The sequence below is a fragment of the Sphingomonas phyllosphaerae FA2 genome, assembly GCF_000427645.1.
GTDB classification, from domain to species: domain Bacteria; phylum Pseudomonadota; class Alphaproteobacteria; order Sphingomonadales; family Sphingomonadaceae; genus Sphingomonas; species Sphingomonas phyllosphaerae.
On record NZ_KE386571.1, the window covers coordinates 3119934 to 3138762 of the forward strand.

The following is an 18829-nucleotide window of genomic DNA, read 5'->3' on the forward strand; positions in this document are numbered from 1 at the left end:
GCGGGGCAACCGGGGTGGTGGGGTGTGGGCGATCGTGGCAGGATAACGCGCTGGAAGCGGCAGACGAGGGGAACGGTGTGACGACGGAGGCGGGTGGGCGCGAGGCGCGGTCGCCGCTTGTCCTGCGCACCATCTACGCGCTGTGCCTGCTCGGGGCGACGTACAACCATTGGGTGATCATCGTCCGTCACGAGCTGCTGTGGGACTATGACGGCTTGCCCGTGGTGAGCGCGATCTTCTGGACGTCACTGGCGTTCCTCGATCCGGCGGCGGTGCTGCTGCTGTGGCGTCGCCCGCGCGCCGGCGTGGCGGCGACGATGGCGATCATCGTGGTCGACGTCATCCACAACCTGTCGATCATGGCGCTCTATTATCCGCCGCTGTCGCGCACCTTGCTCGAAACGCCGGGCGTGATCGCGCAGATCGTGTTCATGGTCTTCGTGCTGGGGACCGCGCGCATCGCAACGCCGCGCGGAGAGCGAGCGAATGGTTAGCGTGTGCGAGGAAAGAACCGGTGCTCGGCAGGGGCGGCAATCGATGCGAACTTTCAGTCGGCGTCGGGATCGATCAACTTGCCGGCCAGCTTGACGGCAACGGTCAGCGGATCGCGGCCCTGCCCATAACCATAGGCAGCAGCTTCCTTCGTCGAGCAAGTTCGCTGCCCGGCAAACATGCCGCATGGGGCAGCTGGCGTGAGCGCCGCCACGCCGGTCGCACGATCATCCCGCGCTTGCCGAGCGGCTGAACGCTCGACCGGGAGTGGCAGCCTGTATCGACCCTCGTGCTGCCCGCAGACCGTTATTTCCTCGGGCGAGGAGGCGGTATCGTCGCAGCCGGAAACCACCGACAGCTTGAAGTGATCGACCGACTTGCCCGCTTTCGACAGATCGAAGCCAGTCGAAGTCGTCGTTGTTGATAGTGAGATTTGCAAAGCAACAATCATCCACATCATGCCGTCAAGGTAACATCACCGACGAGCGCTGCCAACGAAGATGTGAGGTGAGTGAACGCGCTCAGCGGAAGCAGTTTCGTGCAGCATTCGACCGGCAAGAATTTTCGCTTGCCCGTTGAGAAGTGGCAACTATTCCGGTGTGTACTGGTGACGCATCTCAGTTAGGCCGCAGCGTACCACTATTTACCGTTCAGCGGCGGGACGCTCCAGTCGATCGTGCCGCGGCCGTGCGCTTCCAGAAAGGCGTTGGCCTTGCTGAAATGGCCCGAGCCGAACCAGCCCTTGTAGGCTGATAGCGGCGAGGGATGCGGCGCGGTGAGGATCAGGTGGCGGTCACCGCCGGACGCAGTGACGAGCGGCGCCTTGGCCTGTGCGTGGCTGCCCCAGAGCATGAACACGGTCGGTGCGGCCTGTTCGGCGACCGCGCGGATGATCGCGTCGGTCAGTTGCTCCCAGCCGCGCCCGCGATGCGCGGCGGCGCGGCCCTCGGCGACGGTCAGCACGGTGTTGAGCAGCAGTACGCCCTGCCGCGCCCAATGTTCGAGGAAGCCGTGGGTCGGCGGCGCGATGCCGCAATCGGTGGCCAACTCGCGATAGATGTTGGTGAGGCTGGGCGGGGGCTTAACGCCCGGGCGGACCGAAAAGCACAGACCATGCGCCTGCCCTGCGCCATGATAGGGGTCCTGCCCGAGGATCACCACGCGCACATCGGGCAGCGCGGTGAGTTCGAGCGCGCGGAAGCGGTCGGCGGCGGGCGGGAAGATCGTCGTGCCGGCCTGTTCCTCGGCGGCGAGGAAGCGGGTGAGCGCCGCCATCGTCTCGCTGGCGAGCGGCGCGGCGAGGGCGTCGCGCCACGTCGGATCGAGCGTCGGGGTGTTCATGCGCGTCAGCCGTCGCGGCGGTGTTCGAGCAGCCACGGGCGCGGGCGGCCGGTCGGCTTCGGCGTGCCGTCGAGCCGGACCGAGCGTGTTACCACGACCGGGCGCAGCATCAGCGTGCCGTTCATTTGTTGTCCGGTCGGCTCGGCGAGGATGCGCTTGACGGTCTTCTGCCCGGCGACGACGCGCCCGAATGCGGCATAGCCGGGGTCGCGCGGGCTCCAGTCCATGTACGCCGCCGGGCCGACGGTGATGAAGAAATTGCCGTTCGCCGACCCCGGCGGCCCCTTGCGCGCCATCGAGATCGTCATGTCGAGATGGCGGATGCCGGTCTTCTTCGTCGATTCGTGCGGGATCATGTCGAGGAAGCGGCGCGCGTCGGTGCGGATGCCCGACTGGATGAAGCCGGTGCCGGGCAGCTTCTTGCTGCGCGCGGTGCGGTAGAAGCTGACGCCATCGAAGCGGCCGTCGTCGACGTAGCGGAGGAAATTGGCGGTGGTGAGCGGCGCGTGGCGCTGATCGAGCGCGAGGACGATCGGGCCATCGGCGGTTTCCAGTCGCACGCGCACCCAGCCCGGCGTAGCGCGGTCGGCGCGCTGTGCCTCGGCGGGAGCGGCGACGGCGAGAAGGGCGAGCAGCGGGAAAAGGCGACGCATCGCGCGGATGTACGGACGCGCGCGTGCGATCGCAACGTCGTCAGAGGCCAAGCCAGACGAGCGGTTGGGGGAGCGCGATTGCGGCATAGTCGACCTGCAGCACGCGGCGGCGACGGTTTCCTTGTGCGGCGGCGGAGGCGTGGAGGATCGGGGTGGCGACCGCACCGTCATTGCGAGCGCAGCGAAGCAATCCAGGGCGTCCTGGTCCGGCACTGGATTGCTTCGCTGCGCTCGCAATGACGGACTAGCTTTGGCCGGCGTGGCGATCAGGCGTGCTCGATGTCCTGCTTGGTCGACCACGGACCGTGGCCGGGGACGTCGGCGCGGGCGCGAAACGCGATGGTGCGGTCCTGATGCCAGCCGAGCGACCAGTTGGTGACGGGGGTCTTGTCGAACAGAATCGCGCGGACCGACTCCGCGAGCGGGCCGAGGTGGCGCGCGGCGATGGCGTGGATCGGGCCGGTGGCGAGGAGGGTGGGCAGCGCGGGGTGGCCGTGGAGGCGAAGGCCGGCGCGGTCCTGCGGGAGATCGGCGGCGAGTTGGTGGAGAGTGGGGAGGAGTTCGGTCGCGGCGGCGGGGTGATGGGTGGCGCCGTCGCGGGACCAGTCGAGTGGGTGGCGCTCATGGGTCGGTGGGTACCAAGCCACCTTCGTCATTGCGAGCGTAGCGAAGCAATCCAGTGCGTCCTGGTCCGGCTCTGGATTGCTTCGCTACGCTCGCAATGACGGCGTCCCATGTGGCCACGACGCGGGAGTGAATCCCGCGTCGTCGGACGGCGCTGTGGCGCCGCCGGCCGTGTCGGCGGATGCAGCGTTGCTTCGCTTGCTGCACCGGCGGGCGGGCGCCCGCCTTCCGCCTTACAGCTTCTCCGTCAGTTCCGGCACGATCTTGAACAGATCACCCACCAGGCCGAGATCGGCGACCTGGAAGATCGGCGCGTCCTCGTCCTTGTTGATCGCGATGATCGTCTTGGAATCCTTCATGCCGGCAAGGTGCTGGATCGCGCCGGAGATGCCGACCGCGACATAGACTTCCGGCGCGACGATCTTGCCGGTCTGCCCGACCTGATAATCGTTCGGCACGTAACCGGCGTCGACCGCCGCGCGGCTCGCGCCGACGCCTGCGCCCAGCTTGTCGGCGAGCGGCTCGATCAGCTCGTGGAACTTCTCGCCCGAGCCGAGCGCACGGCCGCCCGAGACGATCACCTTCGCGCTGGTCAGCTCGGGACGCGTCGAGGCCGCGATCTCCTGATTGACGAAGGTCGACAGGCCCTTGTCGCCGGTCGCCGCGACCGGCTCGACGGTGCCGGTGCCGCCCTCGGCCGCCGCCTTCTCGAACGCGGTGCCGCGGACGGTGAGGACCTTCTTGGCGTCCGAGGTCTTGACGGTGGCGATCGCGTTGCCCGCGTAGATCGGGCGCGTGAACGTGTCCTCGCCCTCGACCGACAGGATGTCGCTGATCTGCATGACGTCGAGCAGCGCGGCGACGCGCGGGGCGACCGCCTTGCCGGTGGTGGTGGCCGGCGCGACGAACGCGTCGTGGTGCCCCATCAGTTCGACAACCAGCGGCGCGACATTCTCGGCGAGCTGGTGCGCATAGGCGGCGTCATCGGCGACATGCACCTTGCCGACGCCCGCGATCTTCGCCGCCGCCTCGGCGACCGCGCCGACGCTGTGCCCAGCGACGAGCAGATGCACCTCGCCGAGCTTCGCCGCGGCGGTGACCGCGGAGAGCGTGGCGTCCTTGACGGTCGATCCGTCGTGTTCGACCCAAACCAGAGTCTTCATTCCACTATCCTCTCGAACTTCCGAGCCGTTCGTCCTGAGGAGCCGCTGAGCGAAGTCGAAGCGGCGTCTCGAAGGACTGTGGTTCGAGACGAGGCTTCGACACGCTCAGCCTCTCCTCACCATGAACGGAAAAGGGACTACTTCGCGATGCCCATCGACTTGAGCCGATTCACCAGCTCGTCGACATCGGCGACCTTGACGCCGGCCATGCGCTTGGCCGGCTCGGCGACGTTGACCACGGTCAGCCGCGGCGTGACGTCGACGCCGAAGTCGGCCGCGGTCTTGGTCGCGAGCGGCTTCGACTTGGCCTTCATGATGTTCGGCAGCGAGGCGTAGCGCGGCTCGTTGAGGCGCAGGTCGGTGGTGACGATCGCGGGCAGCTTGAACGTGTCGGTCTCCAGCCCCCCATCGACCTCGCGGGTGACGGTGACGCTGTCGGCGGCCAGCTCGACCTTCGACGCAAACGTGCCCTGGCCCCAGCCGAGCAGCCCGGCGAGCATCTGGCCGGTCTGGTTGTTGTCGTCATCGATCGCCTGCTTGCCGAGGATCACGAGGCTCGGCTGTTCCTCCTCGACGATCTTGGCGAGCAGCTTGGCGACGCCCAGCGGTTCGACCTTGGTTTCCGAGGTGACGAGGATCGCGCGGTCGGCGCCCATCGCCAGCGCGGTGCGCAGCGTGTCCTGCGCCTTGGGCTCGCCAATCGAGACGACGACGATCTCGGTGACCGCGCCCTTTTCCTTCAGCCGGATCGCTTCCTCGACCGCGATCTCGTCGAAGGGATTCATGCTCATCTTGACGTTCGCGAGATCGACGCCCGAGCCATCCGCCTTCACGCGGGGCTTCACATTATAGTCAAGCACGCGCTTGACCGGCACCAACACCTTCATTGCGCTAACCCTCCTCAAGCTGTCCGGGCTGCTACCTGACGTTTACGTAAACATCAAGTGAGCGGCCGGATGCGGCCGGGTCGCGAGCGGCCGGCATCCATTGTCTGAAAGCGATAAAGCGTCAGGCCGCCTAGATGTCCATCGCGATATGCAAGACCGCGGCGCAGCGCCGGATACGCGAAGGGCGGGATCGGCGAACCGATCCCGCCCTTGCGAGTGCTCAAGGCGTTCCGCGGTGGCCGCGGCGCGCGTCAGGCGACCTTCTTGACCTCGGCGACGATCTTCTGCGCGGCATCGCCCAGGTCGTTGGCCGGGACGATCGCGAGGCCCGAGCCGGCGAGGATTTCCTTGCCCTTCTCGACGTTCGTGCCTTCGAGGCGCACGACCAGTGGCACCGACAGGTTCACTTCCTTCGCCGCGGCGACGATGCCCTCGGCGATGATGTCGCACTTCATAATGCCGCCGAAGATGTTGACGAGAATGCCCTTCACCGCCGGATCGGCGAGAATGATCTTGAACGCCGCCGTCACCTTCTCCTTGTTCGCGCCGCCGCCGACGTCGAGGAAGTTGGCCGGGAACATCCCGTTCAGCTTGATGATGTCCATCGTCGCCATCGCGAGCCCGGCACCGTTGACCATGCAGCCGATGTCGCCATCCAGCTTGATATAGGCGAGGTCGTACTTCGACGCTTCCAGCTCGGCAGCGTCTTCCTCGGTTTCGTCGCGCAGCTCGGCGAGGTCCTTGTGGCGGAACATCGCATTGCCGTCGAAGCCGACTTTGGCGTCGAGCACCATCAGCTTGCCGTCTTCGGTGACGGCGAGCGGGTTGATCTCGATCTGCTCGGCGTCGGTGCCGAGGAACGCGTCGTACAGCTTCGCCGCGACGTTCGCCGCCTGCTTGGCGAGATCGCCGGTCAGTTCGAGCGCGCCCGCGACCGCGCGGCCGTGGTGCGGCTGGAAGCCGGTCGCCGGATCGACGTCGATCGAGTGGATCTTCTCCGGCGTGTCATGCGCGACGGTCTCGATGTCCATCCCGCCCTCGGTCGAGGCGACAAACGAGATGCGGCCGGTGGCGCGGTTGACGAGCAGCGCGAGGTAGAATTCCTTCGCGATGTCGACGCCGTCGGTCACGTACAGGCGGTTGACCTGCTTGCCGGCCTCGCCGGTCTGGATCGTCACCAGCGTGTTGCCGAGCATCTCGGTGGCGGCGTGGCGGACCTCGTCCTCGGTCTTGGCGAGGCGGACGCCGCCCTTGCTGCCCTCAGGAAGCTCCTTGAACTTGCCCTTGCCGCGGCCACCGGCATGAATCTGCGCCTTCACGACGTAGAGCGGCCCCGGCAGCTTCTTCGACACCTCGACCGCTTCCTCCACGCTCATCGCGGCATAGCCGGCGGGCACGGGGACGCCGAATTTCGCGAGCAGTTCCTTGGCCTGATATTCGTGGATGTTCACGGGGCTCTCCCAGGTGCAGCGATAAAAATCGCGCCAGCCTAAAGCACAGGGGCGCGCGCAAATCCACCCTTTATCGTCGCGCAGTTGCGAAGCAAATGCAATAAGGAGATTTTTGGAGCTAGGTTACACTCTACACCGTTCGTGCTGAGCTTGTCGAAGCATGAGACTTCGACAAGCTAAAGGCGAAGGGTTGCAGGGTTGGCCTGTCCAGGCGGTTGCTCTTTCGTTCTGGCAGCGCCATGTCGTTACCCGTGATCCGGCTCCCGCATCCTGCGCTCCATGCGAGCCATTCCGGCATCTGGATGGCGGATGGCGAGGAAACGCGGGCGTTGTCGCGGGGCGAGGCGATCCGGCTGGCGGCGGATACGCCGGTGATCCTGCTCAATGCACCGCTGATCGGGCAGCGGCTTGGCTATGCCGAGCTGTCGGGGCTCGATCTGCTCGAATTGTTCGCCTTCCTCCATCCGGCGCGGTTCATGGTGCCGACGCCCAAGGGCGTCGCCGACGCGTGCGGCATGGCCGCGCCCACACGCGATGACGAGGTCGCGGCGTTCCTGCGCGACGCGGCGACGCGGATGCTGGCGGTGACCGCGGGTGACTGGCCGGAGCGCGAGGGCGCGTGGACCGCGGCGCAGTCGCTGACGCGCGCGCGCTGGGCGTGGGCGCCGGTCGTCGCGCCGCGGATTGCCAAGCCGCAGCAGAACGAGCGCTGGCTGTTCGCGCGATTGCCGGAGTGGGAGGAGGTCGCCCCGCGCCCCGCACCGCGCAGCATCACGCTGGAGGAGCGCACGGTGCTCGATCGGCTCGACCGGCTGACCGGCGCGGGGGCCGAGCCGCGCGCGGGGCAGCGCGCCTATGCCGCCGCCGCCAGCGCCGCTTTCGCGCCGCGCGTCACGCGCGAGGCACCGAACCTGATGCTCGCGGAGGCGGGGACGGGGATCGGCAAGACGCTCGGCTATCTCGCCCCCGCCAGCCTGTGGGCCGAACAGGCCGGCGGCGCGGTATGGGTGTCAACCTATACCAAGGCGCTACAACGGCAATTGGGGCATGAGACGCGGCGGCTCTACCCCGATCGCGCGCTGCGCAAGGCCAAGGTGGTGACGCGCAAGGGGCGCGAGAATTACCTGTGCCTGCTCAATCTTGAGGACGCCTTGCAGGGCGGGTTCGCGGGGCGCGCGGCGATCCTTGCGCATCTGGTCGCACGCTGGGCGGCCTATACCGACGACGGCGACATGATCGGTGGCGACCTGCCCGGCTGGCTGGTCGCGCTGTTCCGCCGCAACGGCTCGGCGGCGCTGACGGACCGGCGCGGTGAATGCGTCTACGCCGGCTGCCCACATTACCGGAAATGCTTCATCGAGCGTGCGGCGCGCGCGTCGGCGGAGGCGGATCTGGTGATCGCCAACCATGCGTTGGTGATGGTCAACGCCGCGCGGGGGCGCGAGCTGGCGACGCGGCCGACACGCTATGTCTTCGACGAAGGGCATCATCTATTCGACGCCGCCGATGCGATGTTCGGCACCGCGCTGACCGGATCGGAGACGATCGAGCTGCGGCGCTGGATCGTCGGGCCGGAGGGGACGTCGCGCGGGCGGCGGCGCGGGTTGCAGGCGCGGTTGTCCGACGTCGCGAGCTATGACGAGCAGGGCGGGCGCGCGGTGACCGATATCGTCGGCGCGGCGCAGGCGCTGGCGTCGGACGGCTGGCTGTCGAGGGTGGCCGAAGGGCAGCCGTTCGGCGCGATCGAGGCGTTGCTGGGGGCGGTGCGCGGGCTCGCCTACGCCCGCGCCGAGGAGCGCGGCGCAGATGCCGGCTATGGGCTGGAGACTGAACTCGCCGAGCCGTCGCCCGAATTGATCGAGGCCGCCGCGCCCGCCGCACAGGCGCTCGATGCGCTGGTGCGGCCGATGGTGGCGCTCGGCAAGCGGCTGGAGGCGGTGCTCGCGGAAGGGCCGGACTGGCTCGATGGGCAGGCGCGTGCGCGGGTGGAGGGGGCGATCGCCTCGCTGGGCTGGCGCGCGGAGACGGTGGCGTCTTGGCTGGCGCTGCTCGCGCGCGTCGGCGGCCCGGCCGACCCGCGCTTCGTCGACTGGCTGGCGGTCGATCGCGTCGAGGGGCGCGAATATGACATCGGGCTGCATCGCCGCTGGCTCGATCCGACGCTGCCTTTCGCGGAGACGGTGCTGAAGGGCGCGCACGGGGCGCTGGTCACCTCCGCGACGCTGACCGCGGGCGGCGACTGGGACACCGCCGAGGCGCGGGTCGGCGCGCCGCATCTGCCGCGTGCGGCGGGGCGATTCCAGGTCGAGTCGCCGTTCGATTATGCGGCGCGCGCCGAGGTGGTGATCGTCACCGACGTCAAGCGCGGCGACATTCCCGCGCTCGCCAATGCCTATGCGCGGCTGGTCGAGGCGAGCGAGGGTGGCGCGCTGGGGCTGTTCACCGCGATCCGGCGGCTGCGCGCGGTCCATGCGCGGGTCGCCGACCGGCTCGCGCGCGCCGGGCTGCCGCTCCACGCGCAGCATGTCGACCCGGTCGATACCGGCACCTTGGTCGACATCTTCCGCGACGATCCGCACGCCAGCCTGTTCGGCACCGACGCGCTGCGCGACGGGGTCGACGTGCCCGGCCATTCGCTGCGGCTGGTGGTGATGGAGGGCGTGCCGTGGCCCAAGCCGACCGTGCTCCACGCCGCCCGCCGGCTGGTCGGCGGTGGCAGCGCCTATGACGACCGGATCGTGCGCGCGCGGCTGGCGCAGGCGTTCGGGCGACTGATCCGGCGCGGCAGCGACGCCGGGCTGTTCGTGCTGCTGTCTGCCGCGATGCCGTCGCGGTTGCTCGACGCCTTTCCGCCCGGCGTGACGGTGACGCGCGTGTCGCTCGACGAGGCGGTCGAAAGAGTGAAGCGGCGGCTTTCCAGCGGCGTTAACATGGGGCATGACGCGCCCCTCGACGCCTGACGGAGACCGACGCCCCGTGAAGACGCTGACGCTGTTGCGCCATGCCAAATCGGGCTGGGACGATCCGGTGGCGCGCGATTTCGATCGCCCGCTTAACGCGCGCGGGCGGCGTGCGGCGGTGACCATGGGTCGGCATGTCCGTGACCTGGGGCTGGCGTTCGACGTGGTCGTGGCTTCGCCGGCGACGCGTGTCGACGAAACCGTCGTCGAGTTCGAGCGCGGGCTGGGGCGAGCGTTGATGCCGGTGTGGGACCGGCGGCTGTACCTTGCCGCGCCGACGACGTTGCTCGACGTGGTGCATGAGTGCGATGCCGCATCGGACGCGCTGCTGCTTATCGGGCACAATCCCGGGCTGGAGGAACTGACGCTGCTTCTGGTGCCAGAAGACGATGGCGCGCTGCGTGCGGCGGCGGAGGAGAAATATCCGACCGCAACGCTGGCCGAGATGACGTTCGATACCGATGACTGGGCAAAGGTGACCGCACGGAGCGGGCGACTGACCCGCTTCATCCGCCCGCGCGATGTCGATCCTGCTTTGGGACCCGACGGAGACTGACGAACGTCTTGTCCTAGCAGTGGACGTTGGCGGGGGTTGCTGCGCGGATCGTGCATTGCCGATGACCGCTCATCGTCACCTGTGCGTCCGGGCCGGCGGTGATCGTGGCGGCGCTGCGTGCGGAGGCGCGCACGATCAGGTCGCCGGCCGCCTGAACGACGGTGCGCTCGGCGGAAAGCGCAGCGGTGTCGATCGTGCCGGGTCCGTTGCCCGCGAGCCGCGCCTCGGTCGCGCGTCCGGCGGCGGAGATCGCTCCCTCACCGACCAGCGTCGCGTCGAACCGCTCGGCATCGACGCGTGCCACCTCGACGCTGCCCGCGCCGGCAATCGACACCGTCGCGCACGCGCCACGTAGCGTGTCGATGCGCACCGTCGCGGGCGCGAACAGCATGATGGTGTCGAGGCGCGGGGTAGCGATGACGATCTCGGCGGGCGCGGTGCTGCCGCGCGGCGCGCGGATCGTCAGCGTGGTGCCGTCGACGCGCAAGTCGAGCGCGTCGAGCGTCGCGCGGTCGGTTGCGGTACCGCGGACGCCTTTGCCGCCGCCGGTCACGACCCGCACCGTGACCGGCGCCTCGATCCGCAGGCGTTCGATGCTGCCGACCGGCCAGCGCCGCTCGGCGGCCTCTGCCGGCGTCGCGAGCAGCGCGGCGAGCGCGATCAGCCGCCGCACCGGACCGTGCCGGACCCGGCCTTGCGAACGGTGCAGCGCGCGCCACCGCCGAGATCGACATCGCCCGAGCCGACAAGCGAAATTGTCGCCGGTCCGCGGACGGTGGCGCGGATGTCGCCCGAGCCGGCGGACTTGATCGCCGCCTGACGCGCCACCAGCGCCGCGGCATCGACGTTGCCCGACCCGGCAAGGTTGAGCGAAAATTGCCCGGTCTGACCCGCGGTGGCGATATTACCCGATCCGGCGAGCGACAGCCCCAGCGACTCGGTGGCGACCTGCGCGATCCGCAAATTGCCCGATCCAGCGAGTCGCGCGTCGAAGCTGCCACCGCGCACCTGGTCGATGGTGAGATTGCCCGATCCGTCGAGCGAGGCGGCGGTCAGCCGTGGCAGGGTGACGTAGACGCGGGCGTTGCCGCGCGCCCTGCTCCAGCGTCGCGAGATCGTCAGGCGGTCACCCTCGCGGGTCACCGTGATTTTGTCGAGAACCCGCGGGTCGCCTTCGGCGCGGACCGAGAATCCGCGGCCGACGCGCACGTCGACATCGTCGCTGCCCGCAAGCTTGATCCCGGAAAAGTCGCGGACATCGTAGCTGCGGGTCGTGCCGCTGCCGCGCGCAGGCGCTTCCTGCGCGATGGCGCCATCGAAAGCGCATGCGAGCATCGGCAGCACAGCCGCCGCAAGAACCTTGAACCGCATCCTGCATCTCCGCTTCGTGTATTGTTTTGTTAATACACTACGTGAACACGCACAAACGAAAAGAGGCGACCGTAGCCGGCCGCCTCTTCTGCACGCACAAGGGGATGCCGCGTCAGGCGGGCACCTTGTCCTTGTTGTAAATCGCCGCGGCCTTGCGGAGAATGTCGAGAATCTTCTCCTGCGCGGCCGGCTCGTCGATCTGCTCCATCGCGGCGAGTTCGCGGGCGAGGCGGCTGCACGCGCCCTCGAAGATCTGCCGTTCGGAGTAGCTCTGTTCGGGCTGGTCGTCGGCGCGGAACAGGTCGCGGACCACTTCGGCGATCGACGCGAGGTCGCCCGAATTGATCTTCGCCTCATATTCCTGCGCGCGGCGCGACCACATGGTGCGCTTCACCTTGGGCTTGCCCTTGAGCGTTTCCATCGCCTCGCGCATCGTCTTGTCCGACGACAGCTTGCGCATGCCGACCGACTCGGCCTTGTTGGTGGGGACGCGGAGCGTCATCCGCTCCTTCTCGAACCGCAGGACGTACAGCTCCAGCTGCATCCCGGCGATTTCCTGTTTCTGCAACTCGATGACGCGCCCGACGCCGTGCTTGGGGTAAACGACATAATCGCCGACATCGAAATGCAGAGCCTTGGCAGCCATAGGTGGCCTTTCCAATGTTGTGGCCCCAACGGACCCGACCGTGGCGCAAGCGCCGCGTTGCTGGTCAGGGCGGGGCAAAAAGGTTGGACGTCTCCGGTGGACGCTAAGGAAGCGCCCGTGCCGGACGTATATAACCCATCCGCAATAAAATTTCCAGCCTGTTTAGGGCAGGGTCGCTGACGGGGCGGAACTTTTTTACAATGGATGCGTGTCGTGACGGGTCAGCCACGCGCGCAGGATGCCGACCGTTTCGGCCGGGCGATCGCTGAGCGTGCCGTGCGCGGCACCGGGGATGACCGCCACCTCCGCCCCGCCCGGAATGCGTGCCGCAAAGCCGAGGGCGGTCACCGGACGCGCTTCGTCATACTGGCCGACCATGAACAGCGTGCGTGCACCATCCAGCCTCGCGAGCAGGGGCGTGCCGTCGTAATCGCGCAACGTGCCGGTCGAGACGAACTCGCTTTTGCCCCACATCGTCTCGTAAAGCCGTTGATTGAACCCGCGATTTCCGACCGCGCGCGCCGCCTCGCGTAGCGCGGCCGGCGCGTCCTCGCGGCGATTGTAGTGACGATAGAAGACGTCGGTTGCCGCGTCGCAGGCGGCGGGGGCGGGTGGCGTCGCGCCTTCGCAGGCGAGCAGCGTGGCACGGGCCGCCGCGGGCAGTGCGGCGCGCAGCGCGTCGGCGTCGGCAAGCCAGGCTTTGGTGGCGATCAACGGGCCGCCGAGCACCGTGCTGACCAGTTCGGCCGGTTGCCGCGCGGCATATTCGAGCGCGATCGTGCCGCCCCAGCTGATCCCGCAGACGTGCCATCGTGGGACATTCAGGCCACGCCTGATCGCCTCCAGTTCGTCGACGAAGCGCGGCACGCGCCAGTTGACAGGGTTCTGCGGCCAATCCGAGCGACCGCTGTCGAGCTGGTCGTAGAGGATCACCGCACGTTCGTCGGCGAGTGCGAGCGCGTCGAGCATCCCGGTGTGCGTCCCGCCGGGGCCGCCGTGGATCAGGACCAGCGGCGGGCGCGGTCCGTTCAGACCACCGTTGATGCGGACGTAGACGCGCCCGCCCGGGACAGGCAGCATCGCCTCGCGATCGGGCGCCGGATAGACGGCGTCGCGCGCGAACGCGGGCAGCGGTGCCAGCGTGGCCGCACCACCGGCCAGCAGCGCGCGGCGCGACAGCCGCATCCGCGTCAGTCGCCCTTGCCGGGCTCGGCCGAGAAGAACTTGTCGTACTTGCCCTCCACGCCCTTCATCTCGTCGGCGTCGGGCGGGGTCTGGTCCAGCTTGCGCGTGACGTTGGGCCATTGCGCCGAGAAGGTGTTGTTCAGCTCAAGCCATTGCTCCAGCCCGCTTTCGGTGTCGGGCAGGATCGCCTCGGCCGGGCATTCAGGCTCGCACACGCCGCAGTCGATGCACTCCGACGGGTTGATGACGAGCATGTTCTCGCCCTCATAGAAGCAGTCGACCGGACATACTTCCACGCAGTCCATATACTTGCAGCGGATGCAGGCGTCGGTGACGACATAGGTCATGGTCGGCTAATTCCTCACTTCTCGCGCGCCGCTTTCGCGCCGTCGGTGTCGCGCGTCAACGCTCTGGTGACGAAACCGGCTCAGACAGGGCCAGTTCCTGATAACAACCTTGCGCCTCCGGGGCGGAGCCGCGGCGCACCGGGAGCGCCTCGACGCGCAACACGCGCACGCGGCCGGCATGGAAGAAGGTCAGGATATTGCCGACGCGCACCGGCGCGTGTGCGCGGTCAATCGCGCGCCCGTCGATGCGGAAATGGCCATCGCAGGCGAGCGCCTGCGCGACGTCGCGGGTTTTCGCCAGCCGCGCGAACCACAGATAGCGGTCGAGCCGCATCGTCGCTCCACCCGTCATCGCCCCATCAGCCCGGCGAGCGCGGCGAAGGCATTGGCGGGATCGGGAGCGGCGACCTTGGCACGCGGACGTCCGCGCCAGACGTAACGCGGGGCCGTGTCCGACGTGGCGACCGGGCGGAAGCCAAGTTCGGCCATCAGCCGTGCGACCGTCGCGGGTTCCAGCCCGATCGACACCGCCAGCGCGGGATCGGGCGCGAAGGGCGTGCGGCCGTTCGCGCCACGCGCGTCATGCGCGGCGCGCGCGACACGCTCGACGAGGTCGATCCGCACCGCCTGTCCGCCGAGCGCGCGATAGCCCATCAGCGGCACTGCGCCGGGCGCGCCGCGCGGCAGCGTCGTCGCGCCCGCCGGCGGCGCGGGCGGGGTGGGCGTGCCATAGGCGGCAAGCAGGGCGCGTCGCCACGCCTGCGCGGCGGGCTTGAGCAGCCGCGGATCGAACAGGTCGAGCGCGCCGATCGTGATCCGCTGCCGTCGCAGCCATTGCCGCTGGCCCGGGGCGAGCGCCTCGATCGCGTCGCGCAGCGGCAGGCGTGGCGCGAAGCCGGCACCGGTTTCCATGGCTGCGGCGATGCTGCGCAGCGCGGGGCCGGCTTCGGTGGCGCGGGTGGCTTCCGACAGCGCGGCGAGCGCGGGGAGGGTGCGTGCGATCGTCGCGGCGGTCCACTGCCGCAGCCGCTCGGCGACGCGGTTGCGCAGCGGCGGGTCGAGACAGTCGAGCGCGTCGTCGAGCGTTACCTGCGGGCGGGCGAGCGAGGTGCCGCGTGACAGGCGGGCAATGACGAGGGTGCTCTCTTCATGGCGCGCCTCTTCGGCACCGTTCGTGCTGAGCGTGTCGACCGGCGCGGCGTCGGGCACGTGCTTCGACAAGCCCAGCACGAGCGGGGTGGGGGTGTCAGATCTGGAAAGGTGCCGCAGCCTACCGACCGTAATCGTCCCGTCATCGCCGACCGCGAACCGCGCATCGTCGCTGGCGATCAGCGCCTCGGCGCGACGGCGGCGTTCGCTGGCGAGTCGCTTCTCGGCGGTGGCGAGCAGCAGGCGTTTGTCATGCGCGCGGGCATCGGGGGCGACGACGAAGCGGAAGCCGTCGAGCCGCCCGATCGTGTGAGTGTCGATCGTCACCTCGCCCTGCGCGTCGATCTCGACCGGCAACGCGCCGACCCCGCCGCCGATCTTCTTCGCCAGCGCAGTGGTGCGCTTGTCGACGAAGCGCTGCGTCAGGCTGAGGTGGAGCGCGTCCGATAGCCGCGCCTCGATCTCGAGCGTGCGGCCCGCCCAGGTCTGCGGATCGGCGAGCCAGTCGGGGCGCTGCGCGATATAGGCCCAGCTGCGGATCGCGGCGATCCGGCCGGCGATCGTCTCGACATCGCCCTCGGTGCGGTCGAGCCGCGCGACCTCGTCGGCGAACCATTGGTGCGGGATATGGCCCTGCGAAAGATAGCCGAACACCCGCCCCACGAACCGCGCGTGCGGGTCCAGCCCGAGCTTGGCGAAATCGGGGATGCCGCACGCCGCCCACAGCCGCGCGACATTACCGCGCGCGCGGTCGCGGACGCCGGGCTCCTCGGCGAGCCGCTTGAGGATCTTGAGGTCGAGCGCCTCGGGCGCGGCACGGAGCGCGAGATCGTCGGGGCGCTCCGACAGGCTGGCGACCAGCGCGTCGATGCTCGACAGATCGGGGGTGCCGTTGCGCCAGTAGAGCCAGTCGAGCCGCGGGAAGCGGTGGCCTTCGATCGCGGCGACTTCCTCAGGCTCGAACGCGTCGGGGCCTTCTTCGGTCAGCGCGCCGAACGTGCCATCGCGCTGGTGCCGCCCGGCGCGTCCGGCGATCTGCGCCATCTCGGAGACGCGCAGCCGGCGGCGCTGCTGGCCGTCGAACTTATGGAGCCCGGCAAAGGCGACATGCCCGACGTCGAGGTTGAGCCCCATGCCGATCGCATCGGTGGCGACGAGATAATCGACCTCGCCGGCCTGGAACATCGCAACCTGCGCGTTGCGGGTACGCGGGCTGAGCGCCCCCATCACCACCGCCGCCCCGCCGCGCAGCCGCCGCAGCATCTCGGCGGTGGCATAGACTTCCTCGGCGGAGAAGGCGACGATCACCGAGCGGCGCGGCAGCCGCGACAGCTTCTTCGCGCCGGCATAGCTGAGCGTCGAGAAACGCGGGCGCTCGACGATCTCGATGCCGGGCACCAGCGCGCGCAGCACCGGGCGCAGCGACTCGGCGCCGAGGATCATCGTTTCCTCGCGACCGCGCGCGCGCAGGATGCGATCGGTGAAGACGTGTCCGCGCTCCCGGTCGCTGCCGAGCTGCGCCTCGTCCAGTGCGACGAACGCCACGTCTTGCTGGAGTGGCATGCTCTCGGCGGTGCACAGGAACCAGCGCGCGTCGCGGGGCACGATCCGCTCCTCGCCGGTGATCAGCGCGACTCGCCCGGCGCCCTTGATCGCGACGACACGATCGTAGACCTCGCGCGCCAGCAGGCGGAGCGGGAATCCGATCATGCCGCTGGAATGCGCGCACATCCGCTCGATCGCGAGATGGGTCTTGCCGGTGTTGGTCGGACCCAGCACGGCCGTGACGCGGGGTCGGTCGAAAGCCACCATGACCTGCCCTACATCGGATGTGCGGCGCGTGGATGCAATTGCTGCAAATCGGGCGCCTCCAGTTCGCCGTCCCAGATCAACGCTCCACCGCAGCGTGACGCTCCGAAGCGCGCGGTTAATTTGACTTTAGCGAATCACGTCCACAACGCTGCGCTTGACGCAGGTCGCTTGCGCGGCGTGCTTTTCGAGAGCGGGGCAGAAGCCGGCGTGTTCTTGCGCGAGCAACAGGGACTGGAATGGGCGGGTGCGGGCGCGGGTGTGCCCGGCCGCGTAATTCCGCCCTCCGCCGATCGCGCCTGGCTGCACCGCGCCCGCGCCGCGGCACGCGAGACTGACTGGGTGCCCGATCTCGGCCGCGATATCGGTAGCCGGACATGGTGGCGCGGGCTGGCGACGTGCACTGCTCTATGTGCGGGTGCGTGGTTCCTGTCGCCGGGCTTCCAGCCGCTGATCGGCGCAAGCGCGCCGGTAATGGGCGAGGCGGCGTTCGAGGAAGCGCGCACGCAGTCGTTCGCGCCGCTCGCGTTGGGAGCGACAACCGGTCGGCGGATGGCGGCGGGGGCGCTGGTGCGGCCGCTGAGCGAAACCCCCGAGCGCCCGCAGATCGAGCTGACCGCGGCGCTCGGCGACGGCGACACGCTGACGGGGACGTTGCAGCGCGCCGGGGTCGGCGGCGGCGAGGCGGCGCGGGTCGCGGCGCTGGTCGGGGCTGCATCGCTGCGGCCCGGCACGTTGCTGTCGCTGACGCTCGGTCGGCGGCCGACCAAATTCCAGCCGCGCCCGCTCGAAAAGCTCGATTTCCGCGCGGCGTTCGACCTCAACATGACGGTGCTGCGCGCGGGCGAGGGGCTGACGGTGCTGCGCCGTCCGATCGCGATCGACCGTACGCCGCTGCACGTCCGCGGGATCGTCGGGGCGAGTCTCTACCGCTCGGCGCGCGCTGCCGGAGTGCCGGCGCGGGTGGTCGAGACCTATCTCAAGGCGCTCGGTGCGCACATGCCGATCGAGCGGATCGATCCGGGCGACACATTCGATATCGTCGCCGACCAGCAGCGCGCCGCTACCGGCGAGGTCGAGGTCGGGCAACTGCAATATGCCGGGCTCGATCAGGGGCGGCAAAAGGTGGCGTTGGTGCGCTGGGGCGATCGCGACGGCGATGGCGGCACGCTGATGGATCCCGGCGGGCAGGTCGAGCGGCGCGGGACGATGGGGATGCCGGTCGCTGGCCGCGTCACTTCGACCTTCGGGATGCGGATGCACCCGCTGCTCGGCTTCATGCGGATGCACAAGGGCACCGATATCGGTGCGGCCTATGGCAGCCCGATCTATGCCGCGATGGACGGCGTGGTGCAGTCGGCGGGGCGCGCCGGGGGCTATGGCAATTTCGTCAAGCTGGCCCATGCCGGTGGGCTGGCGACCGGCTATGGCCATATGAGCCGCTTTGCGGTGCGCGCGGGGATGCGCGTCGCGCGCGGGCAGGTGATCGGCTATGTCGGGTCGACCGGTATCTCGACGGGGCCGCATCTCCATTGGGAGGTGTGGCAGAACGGCCGGCCGGTGAACCCGCGCAGCATCTCGATGAGCAGCCTGCAGGCGCTGCCCGCCGCGACGATCCGCGCGATGAAGGCGAAGATGCTGCGGCTGCTCGACACGCCGTTGCGCTGATCTTGCGGGCGGCGCGTGGCCGACCCACATCGCTGTTTCCATGCCGCTTCATCTCACCAAAGTCGCGTTCGGCGCGGCGAGCGTCGACCTGCTTGCCGAGCGGTTGCAGGCGCGCGCCGCCGCCGGGCCGGTGTTCCTGACCACGCGCTATCTGCCCAAGCGGCACGAGGAAGTCGCGGGGCAGGGGTCGCTGTTCTGGATCATCAAGCACCAGCTGGTCGCACGCTCGCCGATCCTGTCGTTCGGCGATGCCGAGGGCGGGCGGGTCGCGATCCATATCGATCCCGATCTGCGGCTGGTGCTCGCGCAGCCGCGCCGCGCGCATCAGGGGTGGCGCTACCTGGAGGCGGGCGACGCGCCGGTCGATCTGGGCGGCGACGTGGCCGATGGGCTCGCCGCCATGCCGCCGGTGCTGGTGGGCAAGCTGAACGAGCTGGGGTTGATTTGACCCCTGCTTGTCATTCCCGCGAAGGCGGGAATCCAGACGCGCAGGTCCGTTGATAGAGCCGAAACGTCAGAGGTTCTGG

20 protein-coding genes are annotated in these 18829 nt (G+C 69.1%); 5 read left to right on the forward strand and 15 right to left on the reverse strand.

Annotation, left to right across the window (positions count from 1 at the left end; translation table 11 throughout):
• Nucleotides 1–77 precede the first annotated feature (77 nt).
• Entirely contained in the window at nt 78–494 is a 417-nt protein-coding gene (locus SPHPH_RS0115175) for a hypothetical protein (RefSeq protein WP_028967462.1), read from the forward strand.
• A 53-nt stretch (nt 495–547) separates the two neighbouring features.
• Here the strand turns inward: SPHPH_RS0115175 and SPHPH_RS21240 are convergent, their stop codons facing one another.
• The 8 genes from SPHPH_RS21240 to sucC form a co-directional block, all read right to left on the reverse strand.
• The gene (locus tag SPHPH_RS21240; RefSeq protein WP_156026043.1) at nt 548–952 is read right to left on the reverse strand and encodes a hypothetical protein; all 405 of its coding nucleotides are present in this window, start codon (nt 950–952) and stop codon (nt 548–550) included.
• Between the two features lie 179 nt (nt 953–1131).
• Nucleotides 1132–1833: a uracil-DNA glycosylase gene (gene ung, locus SPHPH_RS0115185; RefSeq protein ID WP_028967463.1), complete on the reverse strand. Its 702-nt coding sequence runs from the start codon at nt 1831–1833 to the stop codon at nt 1132–1134.
• A 5-nt stretch (nt 1834–1838) separates the two neighbouring features.
• Nucleotides 1839–2486 (reverse strand): peptidylprolyl isomerase, encoded by a 648-nt coding sequence (locus SPHPH_RS0115190; RefSeq protein WP_028967464.1) that lies wholly within the window; start codon nt 2484–2486, stop codon nt 1839–1841.
• Between the two features lie 40 nt (nt 2487–2526).
• Nucleotides 2527–2676: a hypothetical protein gene (locus tag SPHPH_RS21445; protein WP_202900669.1), complete on the reverse strand. Its 150-nt coding sequence runs from the start codon at nt 2674–2676 to the stop codon at nt 2527–2529.
• A gap of 76 nt (nt 2677–2752) precedes the next feature.
• Nucleotides 2753–3133 (reverse strand): hypothetical protein, encoded by a 381-nt coding sequence (locus SPHPH_RS21450; RefSeq protein ID WP_037489759.1) that lies wholly within the window; start codon nt 3131–3133, stop codon nt 2753–2755.
• A 210-nt stretch (nt 3134–3343) separates the two neighbouring features.
• Nucleotides 3344–4273, reverse strand: coding sequence for an electron transfer flavoprotein subunit alpha/FixB family protein (locus SPHPH_RS0115200; RefSeq protein ID WP_028967465.1), 930 nt, complete (start codon nt 4271–4273; stop codon nt 3344–3346).
• A gap of 137 nt (nt 4274–4410) precedes the next feature.
• Complete coding sequence (locus SPHPH_RS0115205; RefSeq protein ID WP_028967466.1) at nt 4411–5160, reverse strand: electron transfer flavoprotein subunit beta/FixA family protein; 750 nt, start codon at nt 5158–5160, stop codon at nt 4411–4413.
• A gap of 251 nt (nt 5161–5411) precedes the next feature.
• Complete coding sequence (sucC, locus tag SPHPH_RS0115215; RefSeq protein WP_028967467.1) at nt 5412–6611, reverse strand: ADP-forming succinate--CoA ligase subunit beta; 1200 nt, start codon at nt 6609–6611, stop codon at nt 5412–5414.
• A gap of 239 nt (nt 6612–6850) precedes the next feature.
• Between sucC and SPHPH_RS0115220 the strand changes: the two genes are divergently transcribed.
• Together SPHPH_RS0115220 and SPHPH_RS0115225 are read left to right on the forward strand one after the other, a co-directional pair.
• Entirely contained in the window at nt 6851–9571 is a 2721-nt protein-coding gene (locus tag SPHPH_RS0115220; protein ID WP_028967468.1) for an ATP-dependent DNA helicase, read from the forward strand.
• 16 nt (nt 9572–9587) lie between these two features.
• Nucleotides 9588–10127: a SixA phosphatase family protein gene (locus SPHPH_RS0115225; RefSeq protein ID WP_028967469.1), complete on the forward strand. Its 540-nt coding sequence runs from the start codon at nt 9588–9590 to the stop codon at nt 10125–10127.
• 13 nt (nt 10128–10140) lie between these two features.
• On the opposite strand, the gene SPHPH_RS0115230 is transcribed toward SPHPH_RS0115225, so the two are convergent.
• From SPHPH_RS0115230 to SPHPH_RS0115260, 7 genes are all read right to left on the reverse strand, one after another.
• Nucleotides 10141–10800 carry a GIN domain-containing protein gene (locus tag SPHPH_RS0115230; RefSeq protein WP_028967470.1) on the reverse strand — a complete coding sequence of 220 codons (660 nt, stop codon included), beginning with the start codon at nt 10798–10800 and terminating at the stop codon, nt 10141–10143.
• Entirely contained in the window at nt 10788–11498 is a 711-nt protein-coding gene (locus SPHPH_RS0115235; RefSeq protein WP_028967471.1) for a head GIN domain-containing protein, read from the reverse strand. The genes SPHPH_RS0115230 and SPHPH_RS0115235 overlap by 13 nt, the downstream gene beginning before the upstream one ends.
• Before the next feature lie 112 nt (nt 11499–11610).
• Entirely contained in the window at nt 11611–12144 is a 534-nt protein-coding gene (locus SPHPH_RS0115240; RefSeq protein WP_022684772.1) for a CarD family transcriptional regulator, read from the reverse strand.
• A 195-nt stretch (nt 12145–12339) separates the two neighbouring features.
• On the reverse strand, nt 12340–13329 hold the full coding sequence (locus tag SPHPH_RS0115245) for a proline iminopeptidase-family hydrolase (RefSeq protein ID WP_051273046.1): 990 nt from the start codon (nt 13327–13329) through the stop codon (nt 12340–12342).
• A 5-nt stretch (nt 13330–13334) separates the two neighbouring features.
• Complete coding sequence (fdxA, locus tag SPHPH_RS0115250; protein WP_028967473.1) at nt 13335–13676, reverse strand: ferredoxin FdxA; 342 nt, start codon at nt 13674–13676, stop codon at nt 13335–13337.
• A gap of 55 nt (nt 13677–13731) precedes the next feature.
• Nucleotides 13732–14010, reverse strand: a complete 279-nt coding sequence (locus SPHPH_RS0115255; protein WP_081668648.1) for an RNA-binding S4 domain-containing protein — start codon at nt 14008–14010, stop codon at nt 13732–13734.
• A 14-nt stretch (nt 14011–14024) separates the two neighbouring features.
• Entirely contained in the window at nt 14025–16637 is a 2613-nt protein-coding gene (locus SPHPH_RS0115260) for a helicase-related protein (RefSeq protein WP_028967475.1), read from the reverse strand.
• 207 nt (nt 16638–16844) lie between these two features.
• On the opposite strand from SPHPH_RS0115260, the gene SPHPH_RS0115265 reads away from it, so the two are divergent.
• Both SPHPH_RS0115265 and SPHPH_RS0115270 read left to right on the forward strand, forming a co-directional pair.
• Nucleotides 16845–18302, forward strand: a complete 1458-nt coding sequence (locus SPHPH_RS0115265; protein ID WP_028967476.1) for a M23 family metallopeptidase — start codon at nt 16845–16847, stop codon at nt 18300–18302.
• 40 nt (nt 18303–18342) lie between these two features.
• Nucleotides 18343–18750, forward strand: a complete 408-nt coding sequence (locus tag SPHPH_RS0115270) for a DUF1489 family protein (RefSeq protein WP_028967477.1) — start codon at nt 18343–18345, stop codon at nt 18748–18750.
• Nucleotides 18751–18829: the final 79 nt, after the last annotated feature.